Genomic DNA, 20202 nt, shown 5'->3' on the forward strand with positions numbered 1-20202 from the left:
ACGGCTTCACCGCGTCTGCCGCAGCGGCAGACACAGGTGCAGTTCGTACCCGCCGTCGGCGGCGGGACCCGCGATGACGGTGCCGCCCAGCAGCTCGGCTCTCTGGCGCAGGCCGGCCAGGCCGTGGTGTGCGCCGGGCAGGGCCAGGGCGGGCCGGGTGGGCGCGGTGTTGGTGACGGCGGCTCGTACCGTTCCCCCGGCGAGCCGTATACGGATGGCGGCCCTGGCGCCGGGGGCGTGTTTGCGGACATTGGTGAGGGCTTCCTGCACGGTCCGGTAGACGGCACGCTGGATGGTGGCGGGCAGGGCGTCCGGCAGGTCGGTGTGCAGTTCGGTCTCGATACCACTGGTGTCGACCAGCCGCCGCAGATCGGCCAAGGAGGGCTGCGGGGTCAGTTCCGTGGGGCGGCTGCCGGCGGCGCGCAGCACGCTGACCATGTGCCGCAGTTCCTCCAGCGTCTGCACGCTCAGCCGCCTGATGGTGGCCGCGGCCTCCCGTGCCATCGGTTCCTCGCTGCCCACCTGCAGCGCTCCCGCGCGGACCGCGATCAGACTGACCTGGTGGGAGACCACGTCGTGCATCTCCCGGGCCAGTTGCGCGCGTTCCTTGGCGAGCACGCTCTGCGCCAGCAGTTCGCGTTCGTGCTCGCGCGCCTGCGAGATCTCGGCCAGCCGCAGCGACAGTTCACGGCGGGCCTGCACGAGCTGGCCGAGGAAGACCGGTGCCGCCGCCGTCGCCAGGCTGTAGGTGACGGTGATCAGGTCGGAGGGATCGGAGAAGTCGGCGAACGACGGCGAGGGCCACGTCCACCAGGTGATGTCGCAGGCGGCGAACAGCAGTGCGCAGACCACCAGGAGCACCCGGCTCCGGCTCAGCGAGGCGAGGGCGTACAGCGCGGCCAGGGTGGCGAACACCGCGTCGCTGACCAGGGCCGCGGGAAGGGCGCACAGGTAGGCCACCAGCGGAAGGTGGCGGCGCAGCGACAGGGCTGCCGCGGCCAGCAGGGCGGCGGCTCTGCGCCACGGTTCGTCGGCCTCGACGTGCACCCAGATGTCCAGCAGGGCGATACCGATGAGGAGTGCGTCCATCAAGGGAGCCGGGACGCGCCGCCCCGCGAGCCACTGCCGTGGGTGCGCGGCACACCTCGCCCAGTCCTTCGGGTGCGTGGCGTCGTGCGCCCGACCGCGCTCGTGCGCGCGGGACTTCACCCTTCCTCCCGGGCGCCCGGGGGTTTGAGCAGCCCCGCGCGTTCGGCCAGCAGGGCGGCCTGGACCCGGCTGCCCACGCACAGTTTGGACAGCAGGGCGCTCACATGGTCCTTGACCGTGCCGGTGCTCAGGTGCAGTCGGGCGGCGATGGCGGTGTTGGGCAGGCCTTCCGCGATGAGGATCAGGACGGCCTTCTCGCGCCCGCTGAGCCGGGTCACGCGGCGCAGAGCCGCATGCTGGGGGCCGTTGGCGAGATAGCCGTCCACGACGGTGCGGGTGACGGACGAGGACAGCACGATCCCGCCCTGTGCCAGCGTGCGTACCAGCACGGGCAGTTGGAGGGGGTCGGTGTCCTTGAGCAGGAACCCGGACGCTCCCGAGCGCAGGGCGGCGGCCACGTACTCGTCCATGTCGAACGTCGTCAGCATCGCCACCACCGGCGCCGCCGGCAGAACGCGCAGCCGGGCCAGCACGCTCAGCCCGTCCACGTCCGGCATCCGGATGTCGAGCAGCACCACATCGGGCGTCAACCGCTCTGCCGCCGCGACCGCCTGGCCGCCGACGACGGCGCCGACCACCTCGATGTCGTCGGCCGCGGAGAGGATGTGCTCGAAGCCCGTGCGGATCAACGCTTCGTCGTCGACCACCAGTACGCGAATCACGTGCGCCCCTATCGACGTGGACCGCTTCAGGTTTCGTACCACGCGGGAGGGCGCCGGAGGGTTCCTTCGGTGAGGTTTCCGGCCGGGCGGCGGAGGGCGTCCAGCCGATCGGCTGGACGATGTCGGCCACCTGCCGGATGGGCCCGGACCGGTGTGCCGCGTCAGCCTGAAACCCATGACACACGACGCGCCTTCAGCCCCCGTACCGGCTCTCACCCCGCCGGACCCGCGGCCGAGCCGGCCGGCCGACGTCCCCCTCACTTCGTCGGCCGGCCGGCTCATCGGTATCGATCTCGCCCGTGGCCTCGCCGTCCTCGGCATGTACGCCGCCCATGTGGGCCCCGAGCCGGCCGTGGGCGGGCCGTTGGGCTTCCTCGCCGAGCTGGCCCGCGGCCGGTCCTCCGCGCTGTTCGCGCTGCTCGCCGGGTTCTCCCTCGTCCTCATCACCGGCCGCCCGCGACCGCGCACGGGCCGGGCCGGACGGCAGGCGGTGGGGCGGATCGTGCTGCGCGCGCTGATCCTGATCGCCGCGGGCTACGCCCTCACCGCCCTGGACACCGATGTCGAGGTCATCCTCGCCTTCTACGGACTGATCTTCCTGCTCGTCCTGCCGCTGTACCGGCTGCGCGCCCGCACCCTGGCGCTGCTCGCCGCCGCGAGCGCCCTGCTCATGCCCGTACTGCTGTACGAGATCCAGCAGGCGATCCAGGACGGCGACTGGGCCGACACGATCATCGCGGCGGATCCGCTGGCGCGCGTCAGCGGTACGGACGGCCTGCTCGAATTGCTGTTCACCGGCGCGTACCCGGCGCTCACCTGGATGCCGTTCGTGATCGCGGGCATGGCGGTCGCCCGCCTCGATCTCAGCCGGGCCAGGACCCGGACCCGGCTCGCCCTGACCGGCGGCGGGCTGGCCGTGCTCGGCTACGGCGGCTCCTGGGTGGCCCTGCACCTCGTCCCGGGCGCCGTCGCCACGATCGCCGCGGCCACGGACGGCGGCGGCGCGGCATCGGCCTGGTGGTCGGACGTCGTCGGCTATCCCGACGACGAGACGCCGGCCGTGTGGCTGCTGGTGGGCGCACCCCACAGCCAGACCACGTTCTCCGTCCTGGGCAGTACAGGTGCCGCGCTGCTCGTGGTGGCGGCCTGTGTCACCGTCGCCGCCCGGATGCCGCGTCTGACACGACTGGCCCGGCCGGTCGCGGCCGTCGGTTCGATCGCGTTGACCGCCTATGTCGCGCACATCCTCGCCATCGACGTGGTCGGCATGGAGGAGGAACCCGGCCCGGCCCTGGTCGCGCTGCTCGTCTTCGTCACGGCGGCCCTGCTGCTGGCGACCGTCTGGACGCGGTACTTCCGCCGCGGTCCGCTGGAGTACGTGCTGCACGGCGCCACTCGCGTCACGCGCCACATCAGGTGACGCCCGCCATAGCCCGCCGGGTTCGGCCAGGGGCCGCGAGCGTGACCGGGACGCGCCGACCAAGGTGACGGCATCGAAGATCACTCGTTTGACGGTACTGACAGGTCTTCCCCCGTCCCCCGAAAGAGCTGAACGATCATGTTTGTGCGCTGGCAGACACCCTCGGACAGCGACCTGGGTGTGCTCGATGTGCGGCGTGCGGAAGCCGCCCTCATGGAGCACTACGCACGGTTGGTCCGGCTGGTCTACGTCACTCTCCCCCGCTCTCCCGGCCGCCACCGGCGGGTCCTCGCGGCCCACGGCCTCGTACAGCGGGCGCTGCCCCACCGGGCGCCCGCCATACCGGGCCGGCGCCGCGCGGGCGACGGCCGGGACGCGGCCCCGGACGAGTACGGGGTCCTGCGGACGTCCGTCCTGCGGTCGGCGATGGCCCAGGACGCGCGGCCCGGTCCGCTCCCCCGGTCGTGGGGCCGGTGGGCGGGACGCCCCGCGCTGCCGGCGGTGTGGGGCCTGCGGGTCTTCCCGCAGTCGGGGGGCGCCGAGGAACTGCTCCTGGACCGTGCTCTCGCGCAGGCCCGCTGGCCGGTGCGGGCGGCCGTCGCGCTGCTCGTCCTGGAGAAGCTGTCGGTGGACGAAGCGACCGCCGTCCTGCGGGACACCGGCGTGGCCGAGCCCGCACCAGCACTGCTGTCCGCCCGGCGGCTGATCGACGAGAGCGGCCCGTACGCCTCGGACACCGGCGGCGCGGGTGCGGCGGACGCGGCCACCGGACTTCGGCCGGCGTCGGCGGCCGACGGCTTCGCGCCGCCCGGGTCCGCCCTGCTCGCCCCGGAGTTCGACCCCTGTCTGCTGCACGCGCGCCCGACCGATCTGCTCCGCCGCAGACACCGGGTGCGCTCGGCCATGACTCTCTCCCTGCTGGCCGCGTGTGTCGCGGCAACCGCCTTTTCCCTGACGGGAGACAGCGGAGTCCCCGTCGAGGGCGGGCGTCAGCGGACGGCGTCGAAGGCGACGGACGCCGCGCTGCTGCGCCGTACGCCCGCGGACGTCTGGGCGGACACCGCGCGGGTCGACTTCACCGCCTGGCCCGCCCGCGGCGCGCGCACCGGCGACCGGGCGCTGCTGGAGCGCGCCCTGCGGGCCTGGTCGGACCCGTCCTGGCGGGGACGGCGGTCGCAGGAGGCGGGAGCGGCGTCCACGGGTACCGGCCGGGCGCCGCATCTGCTGTTCGCCGACGATGTCGACGGGCGCGCGGTCGTCGTGCTGCACGACGACCTGACCACCGTGCGCTACAGCGAACCGCTGCACGGCGACGGCACACCCGAGCTGGTGTCCGCCCTCACCGACGGCGCGAGCGTGACGACCGCCGCCGCGGTCGTCGTCTCCCGCGCTCCCGGGTCCGTACGGATGCTGCTGGCGCCGTGGATCGCCGATGCGGGCACCCGCGATCTGCTGGCACCGGACACGCCTGCCCGGGAGGTGTCCCGTTCCCGCACCGGCCTCACCGACCCCCTGCCGGTGCCGACGGCCGACGGCGACTGCCGTGCCTGGCCCGTCGTGCAGCTGCGGTCCTCGACCCGCATCGTCGAGAAGCACGCGTTCCTGCTCACCGACCTGGGCGGGCTGTCGCCCGTCCATCTCACGTACATGCCGCCGCCGGAGCCGGGCGTGCGTCCGCGCCCGCCCCGGGAAGCCACCGGGCCCGACGCGCTGCGGGGCTGGGCACGCACCGCCTGCCGGTTGCACGGGATGCGCGGCCAGGGGGTGCGGTCGGTGAACCACTGGGTCTTCGCCCAGCAGGATCTGCCCGAGCGCGCCGGACGGGCCACCTGGGTCTGCGCCCGCGCCGACACCTGGCGCGGCCCCGGTCGCGTGGAGTACCTGTTCCTGGGCCCCGGCACCGGACCCGCCCGTTCCGCAGGTGTCCGCGAGAACACCGCCGAGTGCAGCCGGTTCGGCCAGGACGTGCTGGCCGACGTGGACTGGCGGGCCCCTTCCGGGGCCTCCTACCTGCTGGCCGCCGGGAGCAGGTCCGTCGGCCGCATCGAGGCGTCGGGGCCTCTGCGCGCCGGGACCGACGGACGCTTCCTCGCCGTCCGTGCCCCGCGGAAGACCGACGCGAAGGTCGTCGGACTGCTCCCCGAGCGTACGGAGGTCCGGGCGCCCTGAGGGAGCGGGCGCCGGGTCACAGTCTGTGTCATATCCCCGGCCGGGCGCGCGGTGTCTGGCACAGGCTCTAGCGCTCGTTGCCGAGTTCGGTGTTGAGGGCGTGGAGGAAGTCGGCGATCGTCTCCAGCTGCTCGGGGGTGAACTTCCGGCGCGCGGCCTCCGTGCTGCGTGCCAGAGGGCTGAAGTATGCGCGGGCCAGCGCACGGGCGCCCGCGTTGTAGGTGAGGTGGACCACCCTGCGGTCGGCGCTCTCGCGCGTGCGGCTGATGTGGCCCGCGCGTTCGAGCCGGTCCAGGCAGGCCGTGACGGCCCCGGAGGTGAGGTCGAGGCGCTCCCGCAGACGCGAGGGCGTCATCGGCTCACCGTCGGTCACCGAGGCGTCCAGGATCGCGGCCAGCGCGTGGACGTCCGTGGCATGCAGCTCGTTGGCCTGGGCAAATGAATGGGCGATCCGGTTGAACTCGCTGTTCAACGCCCGCAGCAGAACGGCGTAGGCCTGAAGATCGCTGGCAGGGGCCTCACGGCCGTCCGAACTGTTGGGCTGCATGGGACAAGGATAGTATCTCTCAATGGTTGAGTTACTTTCTCTTTGAGATACCTTGGCCCTCGGCCGCTGTCCGGTCCATGTCCTGCGCCACGCCTGCGCCACGCCTGTGGGGAAAGCTGTTGAGAGAGTCCATGAACACCGTGCCTCGACCAGCCCGATGGCTGGTCCCCCTTGTTCTCGTCGTCGTCTGGCTCGGTCTCGGCGGAGCCTTCGGCTCCTACGCGGGCAAGCTCGGAGAGGTGTCCACGAACGACCAGGCGGCCTTCCTGCCGCAGAACGCCGAGTCCACCAAGGTCATCGAGCGGCAGAAGGCCTTCGCCGAGCGGGAGACCCTGCCCGCCGTCCTCGTCTGGACCGCCGACGGCGGCGGTGAGGTCTCCACGGCCCAGCAGGACTCCGCCACCCGGATCCTCACGTCGCTCGCCGACGTGGAGGGGGTCGAGACCAAGCCCTCACCGGCCCTGCGCTCGCAGGACGGCGCCGCGCTCCAGGGCGTCGTCCCGCTGCGCCCCGATCTCGGGGAGCGGCTCGGCGAGGTGCTGGACGAACTGGAGCGGGCCGCGGGGGACGTCTCCGGGACACGCGTCCAGATCGCCGGACCCGCGGCCACCCAGGGGGACCTCGGCGAGGCCTTCGCGGGCATCGACGGAATCCTGCTGGGGGTGGCCCTGGCGGCCGTTCTGCTCATCCTGCTGCTGGTCTACCGCAGTGTTCTGCTGCCCTTCACGATCATCATCAGCGCCGTCTTCGCCCTCGGCATCGCCTGCGCGATCGTCTACGTGCTCGCCGACCACGACATCGTGCGCGTGGACGGTCAGGTGCAGGGCATCCTCTCGATCCTCGTGATCGGCGCCGCGACCGACTACGCCCTCCTGCTGACGGCGCGCTTCCGGGAGGAACTGGCGCGCAGCGACGACCGGTTCCACGCCGCGTGGAAGGCCCTGCGCGACTCCTTCGGCGCAATCACCGCCAGCGCCGCGACCGTGGCCCTGGGACTGCTCGCCCTGCTGCTCAGCGACCTCACCAACAACCGTGCGCTGGGCCCCGTCGGGGCCATCGGCATCGTGTGCGCCGTCCTGACGACCCTGACGTTCCTGCCCGCGGTGCTCGCCCTCATGGGCAAGGTGGCCTTCTGGCCCGCCAAGCCCCGCTCGGCCGACGCGGAGACGGGCGGACACGGGATCTGGCGGCGCGTCGCCCACTGGGTGGACACCCGCCCCCGGCGGCTGTGGATGGCCTCCGCCGCCCTGCTCGTGGCCGGTGCGGCGTTCTTCCCCGCACTGCAGTCGAAGGGGGTGCCCCTGGACGAGCTGTTCGTCAACGACGCGCCGTCCGTCGCGGCACAGGAGACCCTGGGCAGGCACTTCCCCGGCGGCTCCGGCCAGCCGGTCGTGATCATCGCGGACGCGGACCGGCGTACGGAGGTCACGCGCGCCGCCGCCGCGACGAAGGGGGTCGCCGAGGCACAGGCGGTGACCTCGTCGGGCCGGCCGGGTGGAAAGCCCCTGGTCGTGGACGGCCGGGTGCGCATCGACGCCGTCCTGGACGCCGCGCCGGACAGCGACTCGGCAAAGAACACCGTGCAGAAGCTGCGCGACCGGCTGCACACGGCCGACCCCGGCGCCCTGGTCGGCGGTTACACCGCGCAGCAGTACGACACCCAGCGCACCGCGGAACACGACCGGACCCTGATCATCCCCGTCGTCCTGGCGATCATCCTGCTGATCCTCGTCGTCCTGCTGCGCTGCCTCCTGCTGCCGGTGATCCTGGTGGCCACCGTGGCGCTGAACTACCTCGCCACGCTCGGGATCGCGGGCCTGGTCTTCCGGCACGGCTTCGGCTTCTCGGGGACGGACGCCTCGGTGCCGTTGTACGGGTTCGTGTTCCTCGTCGCGCTCGGCGTCGACTACAACATCTTCCTCATGTCACGCGTACGCGAGGAGACGCTGCACCTGGGCACGCGGCAGGGCATGTTGCGCGGGCTGATCGCCACCGGCGGGGTGATCACCTCGGCGGGGGTGGTGCTGGCCGCGACCTTCGCGGCCCTGATCGTCATCCCGCTCGCGTTCCTCGCGCAGATCGCCTTCATCGTCGCCTTCGGCGTGCTGCTGGACACGATCGTGGTGCGCTCGCTGCTGGTCCCGGCCCTCGTACGGGACATCGGCCCCGCCGTCTGGTGGCCCGGCCGCCTCACACGCCGACCGTGACGAGCGGCGGCGCCGCCTCGCGGAACGGCGCCGGAGAAAGGGCATGAGAAAGGCAAGGAGTCGTGTGCTCCTTGCCTTTCTCAAGCTATAGCGCACCGGGGGGCTTGCCGCAAGACCCCGGTCGTGGCGCAGAATCACCGGCCGAAGCCGGAAACCACCGGGTCGGCTTCGGAGTTCCTACGCCGTTGAGTTGGGGTTTTCGATGATTGACGTGATCGTTGTGGGCGCGGGACCGACCGGCCTGATGCTGGCCGGCGAACTGCGGCTGCACGGTGTGCACGTGGTGGTGCTGGAGAAGCTGACCGAACCGACCGCGGAGACCCGGGGCCGTGGCCTGCACACGCGCAGCGTCGAGCTGATGGACCAGCGCGGGCTGCTGGACCGCTTCCTCGCGGTCAGTGAGAAGTTCCAGGTCGGCGGGTTCTTCGGCGGCATCATGAAGCCGTGGCCGGACCGGCTGGACACGGCCCACCCGTACGGCCTGTCCACCCTGCAGCCGGTCACCGAGCGGCTGCTCGAAGAGCGGGCCCTCGAACTCGGGGCGGAGATCCGGCGCGGCTGCGAGGTGGCCGGGCTGAGCCAGGACGACCCCAAGGCCGACGGGGACGGTGACGGTGACGGTGACGGTGACGGTGACGGGGTGAGCGTCGAGCTGGCGGACGGTACGCGCCTTCGTGCGCGCTACGTCGTCGGGTGCGACGGCGGGCGCAGTACGGTACGCCGCCTGCTCGGCGTCGGCTTCCCGGGCGAGCCCGCCACGGTCGAGACGCTGCTGGGCGACATGGAGCTGACCGCGGACACGGCGTCGGTCGACGCCGTCGTCGCGGAGGTCCGCAAGACCCAGCTGCGGTTCGGCACGATCCCCAACGGCGACGGCACGTACCGCGTCATCGTGCCCGCCGACGGGGTGGCCGAGGAGCGGGCGACCACGCCGACCCTCGACGAGTTCAAGCAGCGGCTGCGGGACGTCGCGGGCACCGACTTCGGGGTGCACTCGCCCCGCTGGCTGTCCCGGTTCGGTGACGCCACCCGGCAGGCCGAGCGCTATCGGGTCGGGCGGGTGCTGCTGGCGGGCGACGCGGCGCACATCCACCCGCCGACCGGCGGGCAGGGGCTCAACCTCGGGGTGCAGGACGCCTTCAACCTCGGCTGGAAGCTGGCCGCCGCGGTCGACGGCTGGGCGCCGGAAGGGCTCCTGGACAGCTACCACGACGAACGGCACCCGGTGGGTGCCCGCGTACTGGACAACACCCGTGCGCAGATCACGCTGCTGGGGACGGACGCGGGCGCGGTCGCGCTGCGGGAGCTGTTCTCCCGGCTGATGGACTTCGAGGAGGTGAACCGCTACATCACCGAGATGATCACCGCCGTGGGGGTCCGCTACGACTTCGGCGAGGGCCACGACCTGGTCGGCCGCCGGATGAAGGACCTGGACCTGACGCACGGGCGCCTCTACTCGCTGATGCACGAAGGACGCGGCCTGCTGCTCGACCGGACCGGCGGCCTCTCGGTGGCGGGCTGGACGGACCGCGTCGACCACGTCGTCGACACGAGCGAGCAACTGGACGTACCCGCGGTGCTGTTGCGGCCGGACGGCCATGTGGCGTGGGCCGGCGAGGACCAGGAAGACCTGCTCGCGCATCTGCCCAAGTGGTTCGGCGGCGCGGCCGGTTGAGTGTCACGGACCACCAGGGCCGCGTCAGCGCATGCCGGTCCACGAGGGCCCGGTGGGCTGCTCGCCGGGCTCGTGTGCGCCGTCGCTGACCGGCGTGCTGCTCGACCCGCGAGCGCGTCAGGGAGATCGGTGTCCACAAGGCGCTCGGCATGACGCCCCGGCAGACCGTCGCGATGGTCCTCGCCTCCGTCGTGGTGACCGGACCGGTCGCCGGCGCGCTGGGCGTGCCGCTCGGCGTGGCCCTGCACGGCCGGGTCCTCCCCGCCACGGGCGACAGCGTGGGCCTGCGCCTCCCCGCTTCCGTCCTCGCCGTCCACGACACGGCCGAACTGCTCCCGCTCGGGCTGGGCGGCCCGCTCATCGCCGCCCTGGGTGCGCTCCCGCCGGCCGGCTGGGCGGCCAGAACCCGTACGGCCACGGCTCCGCGCACGGAATAGCGGACGAGAGGCCGTCGGCCGGACCCGTCCGCGCGGCTCCTCGATCCGCGGAGACCGTGCCAGGTCTGCGAGGATGTCTCCTATGGATGTGCGGCACAGAAACCATGTGACGGTGTCCGGGCGGCCCGGCGGGCCCGTGGTGATGCTGGCGCACGGGTTCGGATGCGACCAGAACATGTGGCGTCTGGTGGTCCCCGCGCTGGAGCGCGATTTCACCGTCGTGCTCTTCGACCACGTGGGCGCGGGGAACTCGGATCTGTCCGCCTGGAGCCCGGCCCGGTACTCGACGCTCGACGGCTATGTGGAGGACGTGCTCGAACTGTGCCGGGAGCTCGCGCTCGGCCCCGTGACGTTCGTGGGGCACTCCGTGAGCGCGATGATGGGGGTGGTGGCCGCCGGCCGGGAGCCCGAGGCGTTCGCCGGGCTCGTGCTGCTGGCGCCCTCGCCCCGGTTCATCGACGACCCCGCGACCGCCTACCGGGGCGGGTTCGACGCCGAGGACATCGATGAGCTCCTGGGATCACTCGACGCGAACTATCTGGGCTGGTCGGGCGCCATGGCTCCGGTGATCATGGGAAATCCGGAGCGGCCGGAACTGGGTGAGGAGCTGACGAACAGCTTCTGCCGCACCGATCCGGACATCGCCCGGGTCTTCGCCCGCGTGACGTTCCTGTCCGACAACCGCGAGGACCTCGCCCTGGTGCGGGTCCCCACGCTGGTCGCCCAGTGCTCCAGTGACGCGATCGCTCCCCGGGAGGTGGGCGAGTTCGTGCACGCCCGGATCGCGGGAAGCCGCCTCGTGACGCTGGACGCCACCGGACACTGCCCGCAGCTCGCCGCCCCGGAGGAGACCACGGCGGCGATCACCTCGTTCGTGGAGGCACTCGCGTGACGGGCGTGTTCGGCGATGTGGCGGGCGGCCGGGGTGGGGGCGACCGCGACTCCGTCGACGACCGGGCGGAGTTCTCCGCGCTGCTGGAGGAGAGCGCCGAGGACCTGTACGAGCACGCGCCCTGCGGTTTTCTGTCCACCCGGATGGACGGCAGGATCGCGAAGGTCAACACCACGCTGCTGAACTGGCTGGGCTACGAGCGGGACGACCTGCTGGGCCGCAGACACTTCTCCGACCTGCTGACCGTCGGCGGGCGGCTCTACCACGAGACGCACTTCGCTCCGCTGCTGAGAATGCAGGGCGAGGTCAGCGGTATCGCCCTGGAGCTCAAGGCCGCCGACGGCTCCCGGCTGCCGGTCCTGGTCACCTCGACGGTGCGAACGGGCAGCGACGGGCAGCCGCTGCTGATCCGTACCACCCTCTTCGACGCACGCGACCGCCGCGCCTACGAGACCGAACTGCTGCGCGCCCGCAAGGAGGCCGAGCGGGAACGCGAACGGCTCCAGCGCCTGGCCACCACCCTGCAGAGGACGCTGCTGCCGCCGGCCCTGGCCGACGTGCCCGGTCTGAACGTCTCCGCGTACTACCACGTCGCCTCCGTCGACGAGGTCGGCGGTGACTTCTACGATCTGTTCCCGCTGGCCGAGGGCACCTGGGGGCTGTTCCTGGGCGACGTGTGCGGCAAGGGGGCCGCCGCCGCGGCCGTCACCTCGCTGGCCCGCTACACCCTGCGGGCCGCGGCCGTGTACAACCCCGACCCCGTCGCCGTCCTCGCCAACCTCAACACGGTCCTCAACCATGAGTACAACGGCGTCGACCCCCGCTTCTGCACCGTCGTCTTCGGTCTGCTGACCCCGGACCCGGTCCGGGGCGGCTTCCACATCACCCTGGCCAGCGGCGGGCATCCCCCCGCCCTGCTGATGCGCGCCGACGGCACCACCGACTCCCTGCCCACGCCGGGCGGACAGCTCATCGGTGTCCTCGCCGACGCCCACATAGCCACCACCGCCGTCCGGCTGACCCCGGGCGACACCCTGCTGCTGCACACCGACGGCCTCACCGAGGCCCATGTCCACTCCGTCGACGACCGGGAGGACCGCTACGGCGACGACGCCCTTCTCGCCTTCGCCCGCGCGCTGGCTCCCACCACCGCCTCGGACACCGTCGACGCGATCCGCGACCTGCTCGACACCTTCGGCACCGGTGTGGACGACGACACCGCCGTCCTGGCCATCCATGTGCCCCTGCCTTACGGCGATGAGCCCCTGTGAACCGGCACCTGACCCTCCGCGTCCGCACCTCTCCCACCGGAGCGGTCGTCGAGCTCGCCGGTGACCTCGACCATCACAGCGCCCCGGCGGTACGCGCCGCACTGCCCGGACTCGACCTGCGTCCGGGCCGCCAGCTCGTCCTCGACCTCGGCGGCGTCACCTTCTGCGACTCCAGCGGGATCACCGCGATCATCGCCGCGCGCAATCACGCCCTGGCGGCCGGTGCGGGCATCGCGCTCGCTGCGGTCCCCGACAGCGTCAGCCGGATCTTCCGCATCGTCGGCCTGGACCAGGTCTTTCCCATCCACCCGACGGTCCTGGCCGCCGAAACCTCCTGGCGGCCCACTCCGAGCGGGTGATGCCGCCCGATGGACCGATGGACCGGCCGTTCACAGGCCGAGGTGGCGCAGGGCGGGAATGCCGACGAACACCGGTTGGGCCATTCCGCCGAATTCCCGTGCATCCTGCAAGGAAAGCGTGGAAGAAGGCCGCTATGAGATCTTCAACGGATGACGGGATCGCCGCCGACTTCTACGACTTCGAGTCCGCGCTGTCGGACGAGGAACGCAAGATCCTGCTGAGGACACGCGCGTTCATGCACGACGAGGTCAAGCCGCTCGTGAACGAGAACTGGGCGGCGGGCACCTTCCCCACGGAGCTGATCACGAAGTTCCGGGAGAGCGGCCTGGTGGGGCTGTCGTACGAGGGCTACGGCGAGCACCGTCCCGCGGTGAGTCATCTGCTGACCGGGATGATGGCGCTGGAGATGAGCCGGGTCGACGCGTCGGTCGCGACGTTCTTCGGCGTGCACACCGGCCTGGCCATGTACTCCGTCCACTCCGGTGGCAGCCAGGAGCAGCGGGACCGCTGGCTGCCCGGGATGGCCGCCATGGACACCATCGGGGCCTTCGCCCTGACGGAACCGCTCGACGGATCCGACGTCGCGGCCGGTATGGGCACCACGGCCGAGCGGCAGGGCGACACCTGGGTCCTCAACGGCGCCAAGCGCTGGATCGGCAACGCCACCTTCGCCGACCATGTAGTGGTCTGGGCGAGGGACCTCGCGGACGACCAGGTCAAGGGGTTCGTGGTCGGCAAGGGCACGCCGGGTTTCGTCACGGAGAAGATCGCGAACAAGATCTCCCTGCGGATCGTCGAGAACGCCGACATCACCCTGACCGACGTCAGGGTGCCGGAGGCCGACCGGCTCCAGAACGTCGAGTCCTTCCGTGACGTCGCGGAGGTCCTGCGCGCCACCCGCAGCGGGGTCGCCTGGCAGGCACTGGGTGTGATGATCGGCGCGTACGAGCTGGCCCTCGGCTACGCGACCGAGCGCGAGCAGTTCGGCAGGCCGCTCGCCGGTTTCCAGCTCGTACAGGATCTGCTGGTCAAGAGCCTCGGGAACATCACCGCCAGCTGGGGCATGCTGCTGCAGCTCGCGCGGCTGCAGGACTCGGGTGTGTTCAAGGACGAACACTCCTCGCTGGCCAAGGCCCACGTCACGGCACGGATGCGCGAGGTCGTCGGCTGGGCCCGGGAGATCTTCGGCGGCAACGGGATCGTGCTGGACTACGACGTCGCCCGCTTCTTCTCGGACGCGGAGGCCATCTACTCCTTCGAGGGAACCCGGGAGATGAACACGCTCATCGTCGGAAAGGCGGTCACCGGCGAGAGCGCGTTCGTCTGAGAAGAACCGTCGGGGGGCCTGAGGTTCGGGGGCCCGGTGTGAAGACGGTGGTCTCCTGCCTGTGATACTCGCTTGATGAACCGGAGCATTACGGGCAGGAGTGGCCCCGTCTCGGTACGCCGGGCCACCGCGCGGGACGCCAAACGGCTCACGCGGCTCGTACGCGGCTCAAGCGCCTACGAGGGCCGGTACGCGGCCATGGTGGCGGGCTACCGGGTCGGCCCCGACTACATCGAGACCCACCGCGTCTTCGCGGCCGTCGCCACCACGGAGGGCCGCGAGGGCCACGAGGGCGACCGGGGCCGTGAGGGCCAGGTCCTCGGGTTCTACTCGCTCGTCCTCGCCCCGCCCGAACTGGACCTGATGTTCGTCGCCGATCACGCACAGGGGCGCGGGGTGGGACGGCTGCTCGTGGCACACATGGAGTCCGAGGCCCGCGCCGCCGGGCTCGACCGCGTCCGCGTGGTGTCCCACCCTCCCGCCGAGGGCTTCTACCGCAGCGTGGGCGCGGTGCACGTCGGGACCGCGTCGGCGACACCGCCCGCGGTGGTGTGGGATCGGCCCGAGCTGGAGTTCCGTATCCCTACTTGCAAGTAGACTCCCCGGTAACTTCTGCGTCCAGGGAGAGAGTGCCCATGCCCCGCACGTTCACCGTCACTCGCGACATCCTGGTCGAGGCGTCACCTTCGACGGTGTACGAGCAGGTCGGCCGCGTCTCACAGATGGGCCGCTGGAGCCCCGAGAACCTCGGCGCGACCGTCCCGGGCGGAGACGTGCCCGCCCATGTCGGGATGGTCTTCGAGGGGCGCAACAAGCGTCGCGGCTTCCGCTGGACGACCCGCTGCACGGTCACCGCGGCGGATCCCGGCCGGCGCCTCGCCTTCCGCGTCCACGCCATCGGCATCCGACGCCCGCGCCTGAAGGCGCCCATCGCCACGTGGGATTACCGGTTCGAGGCGGAGGGCGGCGGCACCCGGGTGACCGAGACCTGGACGGACGACCGGCGTTCCTGGCCCACGCTCGTGGCCAATGTCTTCGACCGCGTGGCCACCGGCGGCAAGACTTTCGCCGACTTCCAGGTCGGCAACATCGACAGAACGCTGCGCAATCTCAAGCGAGAACTGGAAGCGCCGGCACAGTCCTGACGGGCTCGGCCGGCCTGCGGTCTCAGGCGCTCTCCTCTCGCGAGGCCCGTCGGCGCAGCCAGAGCGGCAGCGCGTACCAGCACACGGCGAAGTACAACATCACGCCCGCGACCAGGAACTCCGCTATGAGGCCCGGCAGAACGACCCGCAGTATGAGCAGCAGGGTCGAGCCGATGGTCAGGGCGAGCAGGAACATTCCGAACATCATCAGCCGGTGGGCGGTCTCCACCAGTTCGTTCTTCATCCGCTGACCCGCCAGGAAGCGGTGGATCGACACCGGGGCGATGAGGGAACCGGTGGCCGCCGCGCCGAGGACGACGGTGACGACGTAGATCGTCCGGTCGATGATGCCGAGGTCCCGGAACCCGGGGGTGAAGGCCACGCTGAGCAGGAAACCGAAGAGGATCTGTACGCCGGTCTGCGCGACCCGGGTCTCCTGAAGGATCTCGTTCCAGCGACGGTTCGCCCGCTCTCTCGGCGCTTCCGAATCCCCTGAAGCATCTCCGGGCGCGGAGTGCTCCGAGGAGGTCGTGGGGGCGGGTGTGTCCGTCACGGCCATGATGTCCTCCAGGGATCCGGGTTCGGGTTCCGATAGCAGGTACGGGTACAGGTACAGGTACAGATGTGTAGGTACAGGTACTGGGACGAGTACCGGTACGGGTGCGCGTGCGGGTCACGGGCCGTGTGCCGCACGCCGGAGAAGCCGCTTACCCCGGATGGCCTGCGTCAAGCCCGTTCGGCACGCACGCAGTTGAGGCACCGGCAGCGGGGGCACGGCTCCGGTTCGGCTCGTCGGCCGGTGGCAAGCGGGCCGGTGGCAAGTGGGCCGGTCGCCCGCCGCGTGTGGGAGGGGCGCGGGCGGGTAAGCGGGCCGTGCCGATCCGCCCGGTTCGGCGCCCGACCGACCACGAAAGGCGGCCCCCGTGTCCGCATCCCTGGTGGAGACCGTCGACATCCAGGCCCCTGTTTCCGTCACCTGGGCCCTGTGGAGCGATGTGACTAGGTGGCCGTCCTTCCTCAGTCACGTACGACTGGTGGAGCCCCTGGACGAACGGCGTTTCGCCTGGCAGCTGTCCCTGCCCGGGGCGGACAAGAACTTCGTCGCCGAACTGGCCGAGGTGGTCCCCGAGGAGCGGATCGCCTGGCACACCGTCGAGGGCGTGCACCACGCGGGAGTTGTCACCTTCCACCGCCTCAGTGACACATCGAGCCGTGTCACCCTGCAGATCGAGTACGACCCGAAGGGTTTCGTCGAGCGCCTGGGCGCCCTGACCAACCTGGACTCGGCGCTCGCCAACTACGACCTCGGCGAGTTCCAGAAACTCGCCGAGACCGCTGCGGCTGCCTGACTCCCCCGCCCGCCTTCGACCCGGCATCGGGCCGGTCGGCGTCAAGCGGTGTCAGGCGGTGTCAGGCGGTGTACTGGTACGCCGGATAGGTCAGGTATCCGGCGTCGCCGCCCTGGTAGTAGGTCGTCTCGTCGACCGGTGCGACGGGGACACCCGTGCGCAGGCGTTCCACCAGGTCGGGGTTGGCGATGAAGGCGCGGCCGAAACTGATGAGGTCCGCACCCAGACCGAGCCAGTGGTCGGCGTCCGACCGGCCGGTCTGCTTGGGCCCCATGGGCAGGACCGGGTTCATGACGAGGGTGCCGGGCCAGGCGCGGCGCAGTTCCAGCAGCACCTCTTCGTCCGTGGTCGCCTCGATGTGTACGTACGCCACCTCCAAGCGCGCCAACTCGCCGAGCAGAGCGGTGTACAGCTCCGTGACCTCCGTCTCCTCCACGCCCCAGAAGGTCCCGCCCGGGGAAAGCCGGATGCCCGTGCGCCCCGCTCCGACCGCCTCGACGGTCGCGGACACCGCCTCGACGGCGAACCTGATCCGGTGGGCCACGGAGCCGCCGTAACGGTCCGTCCGCAGGTTGGCGTTGGAGGAGAGGAACTGCGAGATCAGGTAGCCGTTGGCGCCGTGCAGTTCCACGCCGTCGAATCCCGCCTCCACGGCCCGGCGTGCCGCGTCACCGTAGGAGCGGGCGTGCTCCGGCACTTCCGCGGTCTCCAGTGCGCGGGGCACGGGCGCGGGCTGCGGCCCGGTCGGCGTGAACACGTCGCCGACGGCGGCCACCGCCGACGGGCCGACCGGCCACGTACCCGTGGTGTCGGGGTGCGAGACCCGCCCGCCGTGCATGAGCTGGGCGAAGATCCGGCCGCCGTTGGCGTGCACGGCGTCCGTCACCGGCCGCCACGACGCCTGCTGTTCATCGGTGTGCAGACCCGGTGTACCGGGGTTGGACTGCCCTATCAGGCTGGGCTGGACGCCCTCGGACACGATCAGCCCGGCGCTCGCCCGCTGTGCGTAGTAGGTGGTCATCGACGGCGTGGCCAGACCGCCGGCCGCCGCCCTCACCCGGGTCATGGGGGCCATCACGACGCGGTTGGGCAGTGTCAGTTCACCGAGGTCGTAACGCTGGAACAGACTCGTGCTCGTCACTTGCGTCTCCTTAGCGATTCGTGACCCGGGTACCGGGCACGACGGTTACGCTAAAACCTGACATCGACGTCAGGGGCAAGTGCTGTGACCCAGGTAACAGCGGCAGTGGCGGTCACAGCGGGGCACGGGGAGAGCGGGGAGAAGCGCATGCGCATCGGAGAGCTGGCGGAACGGGCCGGTGTCAGCGTCCGGTCGCTGCGCTACTACGAGGAACAGAAGCTGCTCACCAGCACCCGCAGCGCGAGTGGACAGCGGCACTACACGGAGTACGAGATCGAACGCGTCAGGTTCATCCAGAAGCTCTACGCGGCCGGTCTGTCCAGCCGGACCATCGCCGAACTGCTCCCCTGTGTCGACTCACCCAGCGAGGAGAACTCGGACGCCGCCCTGGAGCGTATGAGCGAGGAGCGCGACCGGCTCACCGCGCACATCGCGGAACTCGTCCAGACCCGCGACGCCCTCGACCGGTTGATGACGTCGGCCCGGGCGTACCGCGACCAGTTCCCGGCTGCCGCGGCCTGCGCCTGACACTCGCTCAGCGGCGCGACAACGTCACGACGTCACTTCGATTCGATACGGCCCAACAGAGCGGCCCCTTCCCCTTCCCCTTCCCCTTGCCTCTCCGCGAGCTCCGTTCGCACCGCCCGCCAGCTGTCGTCCTCGATGCCGAGGGCATGGCGGAGGTAGGCCAGGGTGACCCGTTGCAGCAGGGCGACTCGCTCGGGGTTCTCGTCCGTCGTCTCCCGGACGTCGTAACCGGCGATCCCGCCGAGCGAGTGCTCCGCCCCGAACAGGGTGAGCAGACTCTTGTCACCCGGACTCAGGAAGTAGGGGTCCGCGAGCCAGTCCGGCCCCCGGACGGACAGCGGGGAGTCGTCCCGGTCCCCGGCGACGACGAGGGCCGGCGCGGCCAGGTTCGCGAAGCTCGGGTTCATGAACGGGAAGTGCTCGGCCGCGAACGGTGTCAGGTCGGCTCCGCCCTTTCCCGCCGTGGCGAGCAGTACGCCCGCCTTGATGCGTGCGTCGGACAGGTCCACCTCCTCCTTGCTCACCGGGTCCAGTACGCGCAGGCCCAGGAGATTGCCCGCGGTCTGGCCGCCGAAGGAATGTCCGGCAGCGGCGATACGGGACCGGTCGGGGCGACCGCCGAGACCGGGAACGGCCGCTTCCAGCAGGTCGAGTCGGTCGAGAACCCGCTTCATGTCCTCGACGCGGTAACGCCAGATCCGCGGCGTACGGGGATCATCCTGGGCCAGGCCCACCGTGCGGGAGTCGAGATGGGTCGGCTGGACGACGACGAAGCCGTGCGCGGCCCAGAAGTCGGCCAGGGGGCCGTAGCCGTCGAACGACGACCCGTAGCCGTGCGAGAGGAGGACGATCGGCAGCCCGTCCCCGGACACCGGCGCGGAGATCCGCACCTGAAGGTCCTCACCGCGACCGGGCGCTTCCAGCACCCAGGTTTCACGGAGACGACGGGGGCGGGCTTGTGCGTATGTGCGGCTGGCGCGGTTGACGCTGTTGATGAGGTTGACGCGGTTGACGCGGTTGACGCGGTCACGGAGATCTCCGTTTCTGATGCTGTTGGCCACCGACTCTCCCACCTGGCATGATGGGTAAACGGGACAGCGTCCCGTATCGAGCTCGAACATACGGGACACTGTCCCGTTTAGTAAAGTCGGCTGTGGAGGCCGACAGCGAGAAGGACGGTGCGGTGAGCGGAAGCGATCAGGGTGCGGGACGTACGGCCCGACCCAAACGGGCGGACGCGCGCCGCAACGAGGAGGTCCTGCTCGACGCGGCGGCGGCGGTCTTCGTCGCGTCGGGCGTGGAGGCGCCGATTCGTGACATCGCGGCCGAGGCGGGCGTCGGAACGGCCACGATCTACCGGCACTTCCCCACCCGGGCGGACCTCATCGTCGCCGTCTACCGGCACCAGGTGGAGGCTCTGGCCGAGGCCGGTCCCGCGCTGCTGGCGTCCGGCGCGGGTCCGTACGACGCACTGGTCCAGTGGATCGACCTGTTCGTCGACTTCGTGGTCACCAAACAGGGGCTCGCCTCCGTGCTGCAGTCCGACGACCCCTGCTTCGACCCCTTGCACTCCTACTTCCTTGAGCGCCTCGTGCCCGTGTGCGCCGAACTGCTCGACACGGCGGTGGCGTCGGAGGAGATCGACCCCGGCATGGATCCGTACGCACTGATGCGCGGCGTGGGCGGACTCTGCGCGGGCGCCGGCAACAACCCCCGCTACGACGCACGTCGACTGGTGGGCCTCCTCATCGCGGGGCTGCGCCACCACCACTGAGCGGTCGGGGGGCCGGGGCCGGCCGTCGGCGACCGGCGGTGGGTGGTTGGGGGTTAGCGGTTGGCGGTTGGCGGTTGGCGGTTGGCGGT

The 20202-nt window shown here is 71.3% G+C and carries 19 protein-coding genes and 1 pseudogene; 14 read left to right on the plus strand and 6 right to left on the minus strand.

Annotation, left to right across the window (positions count from 1 at the left end; genetic code table 11):
• Window positions 1–6: 6 nt before the first annotated feature.
• Both K3769_RS19620 and K3769_RS19625 read right to left on the minus strand, forming a co-directional pair.
• A complete protein-coding gene (locus K3769_RS19620; RefSeq protein ID WP_267027708.1) occupies window positions 7–1089 on the minus strand; it encodes a sensor histidine kinase in 1083 nt (360 codons plus the stop codon).
• 116 nt (window positions 1090–1205) lie between these two features.
• Window positions 1206–1871, minus strand: a complete 666-nt coding sequence (locus K3769_RS19625) for a response regulator (protein WP_267027709.1) — start codon at window positions 1869–1871, stop codon at window positions 1206–1208.
• 175 nt (window positions 1872–2046) lie between these two features.
• Between K3769_RS19625 and K3769_RS19630 the strand changes: the two genes are divergently transcribed.
• The gene (locus K3769_RS19630; protein WP_267027710.1) at window positions 2047–3291 is read left to right on the plus strand and encodes a DUF418 domain-containing protein; all 1245 of its coding nucleotides are present in this window, start codon (window positions 2047–2049) and stop codon (window positions 3289–3291) included.
• Between the two features lie 144 nt (window positions 3292–3435).
• Entirely contained in the window at window positions 3436–5460 is a 2025-nt protein-coding gene (locus K3769_RS19635) for an amino acid adenylation domain-containing protein (RefSeq protein ID WP_267027711.1), read from the plus strand.
• Between the two features lie 67 nt (window positions 5461–5527).
• Here the strand turns inward: K3769_RS19635 and K3769_RS19640 are convergent, their stop codons facing one another.
• Entirely contained in the window at window positions 5528–6007 is a 480-nt protein-coding gene (locus tag K3769_RS19640) for a MarR family winged helix-turn-helix transcriptional regulator (protein WP_267027712.1), read from the minus strand.
• 131 nt (window positions 6008–6138) lie between these two features.
• Between K3769_RS19640 and K3769_RS19645 the strand changes: the two genes are divergently transcribed.
• From K3769_RS19645 to K3769_RS19685, 9 genes are all read left to right on the plus strand, one after another.
• Window positions 6139–8214, plus strand: coding sequence for an MMPL family transporter (locus K3769_RS19645; protein WP_267027713.1), 2076 nt, complete (start codon window positions 6139–6141; stop codon window positions 8212–8214).
• 202 nt (window positions 8215–8416) lie between these two features.
• A complete protein-coding gene (gene rox / locus K3769_RS19650; RefSeq protein ID WP_267027714.1) occupies window positions 8417–9889 on the plus strand; it encodes a rifampin monooxygenase in 1473 nt (490 codons plus the stop codon).
• Between the two features lie 149 nt (window positions 9890–10038).
• Window positions 10039–10326, plus strand: coding sequence for a hypothetical protein (locus K3769_RS19655; protein WP_372514986.1), 288 nt, complete (start codon window positions 10039–10041; stop codon window positions 10324–10326).
• Window positions 10327–10408: 82 nt separating this feature from the next.
• Complete coding sequence (locus tag K3769_RS19660) at window positions 10409–11218, plus strand: alpha/beta fold hydrolase (protein WP_267027715.1); 810 nt, start codon at window positions 10409–10411, stop codon at window positions 11216–11218.
• Window positions 11219–11223: 5 nt separating this feature from the next.
• Complete coding sequence (locus tag K3769_RS19665; protein ID WP_267031445.1) at window positions 11224–12489, plus strand: SpoIIE family protein phosphatase; 1266 nt, start codon at window positions 11224–11226, stop codon at window positions 12487–12489.
• Entirely contained in the window at window positions 12486–12848 is a 363-nt protein-coding gene (locus K3769_RS19670) for an STAS domain-containing protein (RefSeq protein ID WP_267027716.1), read from the plus strand. Before K3769_RS19665 ends, K3769_RS19670 begins: the two co-directional genes overlap by 4 nt.
• Window positions 12849–12982: 134 nt before the next feature.
• Window positions 12983–14176 (plus strand): acyl-CoA dehydrogenase family protein, encoded by a 1194-nt coding sequence (locus tag K3769_RS19675; protein WP_267027717.1) that lies wholly within the window; start codon window positions 12983–12985, stop codon window positions 14174–14176.
• Between the two features lie 75 nt (window positions 14177–14251).
• Window positions 14252–14773 (plus strand): GNAT family N-acetyltransferase, encoded by a 522-nt coding sequence (locus K3769_RS19680; protein ID WP_267027718.1) that lies wholly within the window; start codon window positions 14252–14254, stop codon window positions 14771–14773.
• Window positions 14774–14811: 38 nt separating this feature from the next.
• Window positions 14812–15321, plus strand: a complete 510-nt coding sequence (locus K3769_RS19685; protein ID WP_267027719.1) for an SRPBCC family protein — start codon at window positions 14812–14814, stop codon at window positions 15319–15321.
• Between the two features lie 22 nt (window positions 15322–15343).
• Here K3769_RS19685 and K3769_RS19690 read toward each other — a convergent pair whose 3' ends face one another.
• Complete coding sequence (locus K3769_RS19690) at window positions 15344–15880, minus strand: DUF6328 family protein (RefSeq protein ID WP_282566216.1); 537 nt, start codon at window positions 15878–15880, stop codon at window positions 15344–15346.
• A 364-nt stretch (window positions 15881–16244) separates the two neighbouring features.
• Between K3769_RS19690 and K3769_RS19695 the strand changes: the two genes are divergently transcribed.
• The gene (locus tag K3769_RS19695; RefSeq protein ID WP_267027720.1) at window positions 16245–16670 is read left to right on the plus strand and encodes an SRPBCC family protein; all 426 of its coding nucleotides are present in this window, start codon (window positions 16245–16247) and stop codon (window positions 16668–16670) included.
• Between the two features lie 61 nt (window positions 16671–16731).
• On the opposite strand, the gene K3769_RS19700 is transcribed toward K3769_RS19695, so the two are convergent.
• Complete coding sequence (locus K3769_RS19700) at window positions 16732–17811, minus strand: alkene reductase (RefSeq protein ID WP_267027721.1); 1080 nt, start codon at window positions 17809–17811, stop codon at window positions 16732–16734.
• Between the two features lie 147 nt (window positions 17812–17958).
• Between K3769_RS19700 and K3769_RS19705 the strand changes: the two genes are divergently transcribed.
• Window positions 17959–18339, plus strand: a complete 381-nt coding sequence (locus tag K3769_RS19705) for a MerR family transcriptional regulator (protein ID WP_267027722.1) — start codon at window positions 17959–17961, stop codon at window positions 18337–18339.
• Between the two features lie 32 nt (window positions 18340–18371).
• On the opposite strand, the pseudogene K3769_RS19710 reads toward K3769_RS19705, so the two are convergent.
• Window positions 18372–19276, minus strand: a pseudogene (locus K3769_RS19710) (alpha/beta hydrolase family protein).
• Window positions 19277–19522: 246 nt separating this feature from the next.
• Between K3769_RS19710 and K3769_RS19715 the strand changes: the two are divergent.
• The gene (locus tag K3769_RS19715; protein WP_267027723.1) at window positions 19523–20113 is read left to right on the plus strand and encodes a TetR/AcrR family transcriptional regulator; all 591 of its coding nucleotides are present in this window, start codon (window positions 19523–19525) and stop codon (window positions 20111–20113) included.
• Window positions 20114–20202 lie beyond the last annotated feature (89 nt).

The sequence above is a fragment of the Streptomyces ortus genome, from assembly GCF_026341275.1.
In the GTDB taxonomy this organism is placed as follows: Bacteria; Actinomycetota; Actinomycetes; order Streptomycetales; family Streptomycetaceae; genus Streptomyces; species Streptomyces ortus.

Coding starts and splice junctions, on each gene's coding strand:
- K3769_RS19630 (WP_267027710.1), top strand. CDS start 2,047: ATGACACACGACGCGCCTTCAGCCCCCGTACCGGCTCTCACCCCGCCG.
- K3769_RS19620 (WP_267027708.1), bottom strand. CDS start 1,089: ATGGACGCACTCCTCATCGGTATCGCCCTGCTGGACATCTGGGTGCAC.
- K3769_RS19690 (WP_282566216.1), bottom strand. CDS start 15,880: ATGGCCGTGACGGACACACCCGCCCCCACGACCTCCTCGGAGCACTCC.
- K3769_RS19640 (WP_267027712.1), bottom strand. CDS start 6,007: ATGCAGCCCAACAGTTCGGACGGCCGTGAGGCCCCTGCCAGCGATCTT.
- K3769_RS19685 (WP_267027719.1), top strand. CDS start 14,812: ATGCCCCGCACGTTCACCGTCACTCGCGACATCCTGGTCGAGGCGTCA.
- K3769_RS19655 (WP_372514986.1), top strand. CDS start 10,039: ATGACGCCCCGGCAGACCGTCGCGATGGTCCTCGCCTCCGTCGTGGTG.
- K3769_RS19660 (WP_267027715.1), top strand. CDS start 10,409: ATGGATGTGCGGCACAGAAACCATGTGACGGTGTCCGGGCGGCCCGGC.
- K3769_RS19675 (WP_267027717.1), top strand. CDS start 12,983: ATGAGATCTTCAACGGATGACGGGATCGCCGCCGACTTCTACGACTTC.
- rox (WP_267027714.1), top strand. CDS start 8,417: ATGATTGACGTGATCGTTGTGGGCGCGGGACCGACCGGCCTGATGCTG.
- K3769_RS19705 (WP_267027722.1), top strand. CDS start 17,959: ATGCGCATCGGAGAGCTGGCGGAACGGGCCGGTGTCAGCGTCCGGTCG.
- K3769_RS19645 (WP_267027713.1), top strand. CDS start 6,139: ATGAACACCGTGCCTCGACCAGCCCGATGGCTGGTCCCCCTTGTTCTC.
- K3769_RS19680 (WP_267027718.1), top strand. CDS start 14,252: ATGAACCGGAGCATTACGGGCAGGAGTGGCCCCGTCTCGGTACGCCGG.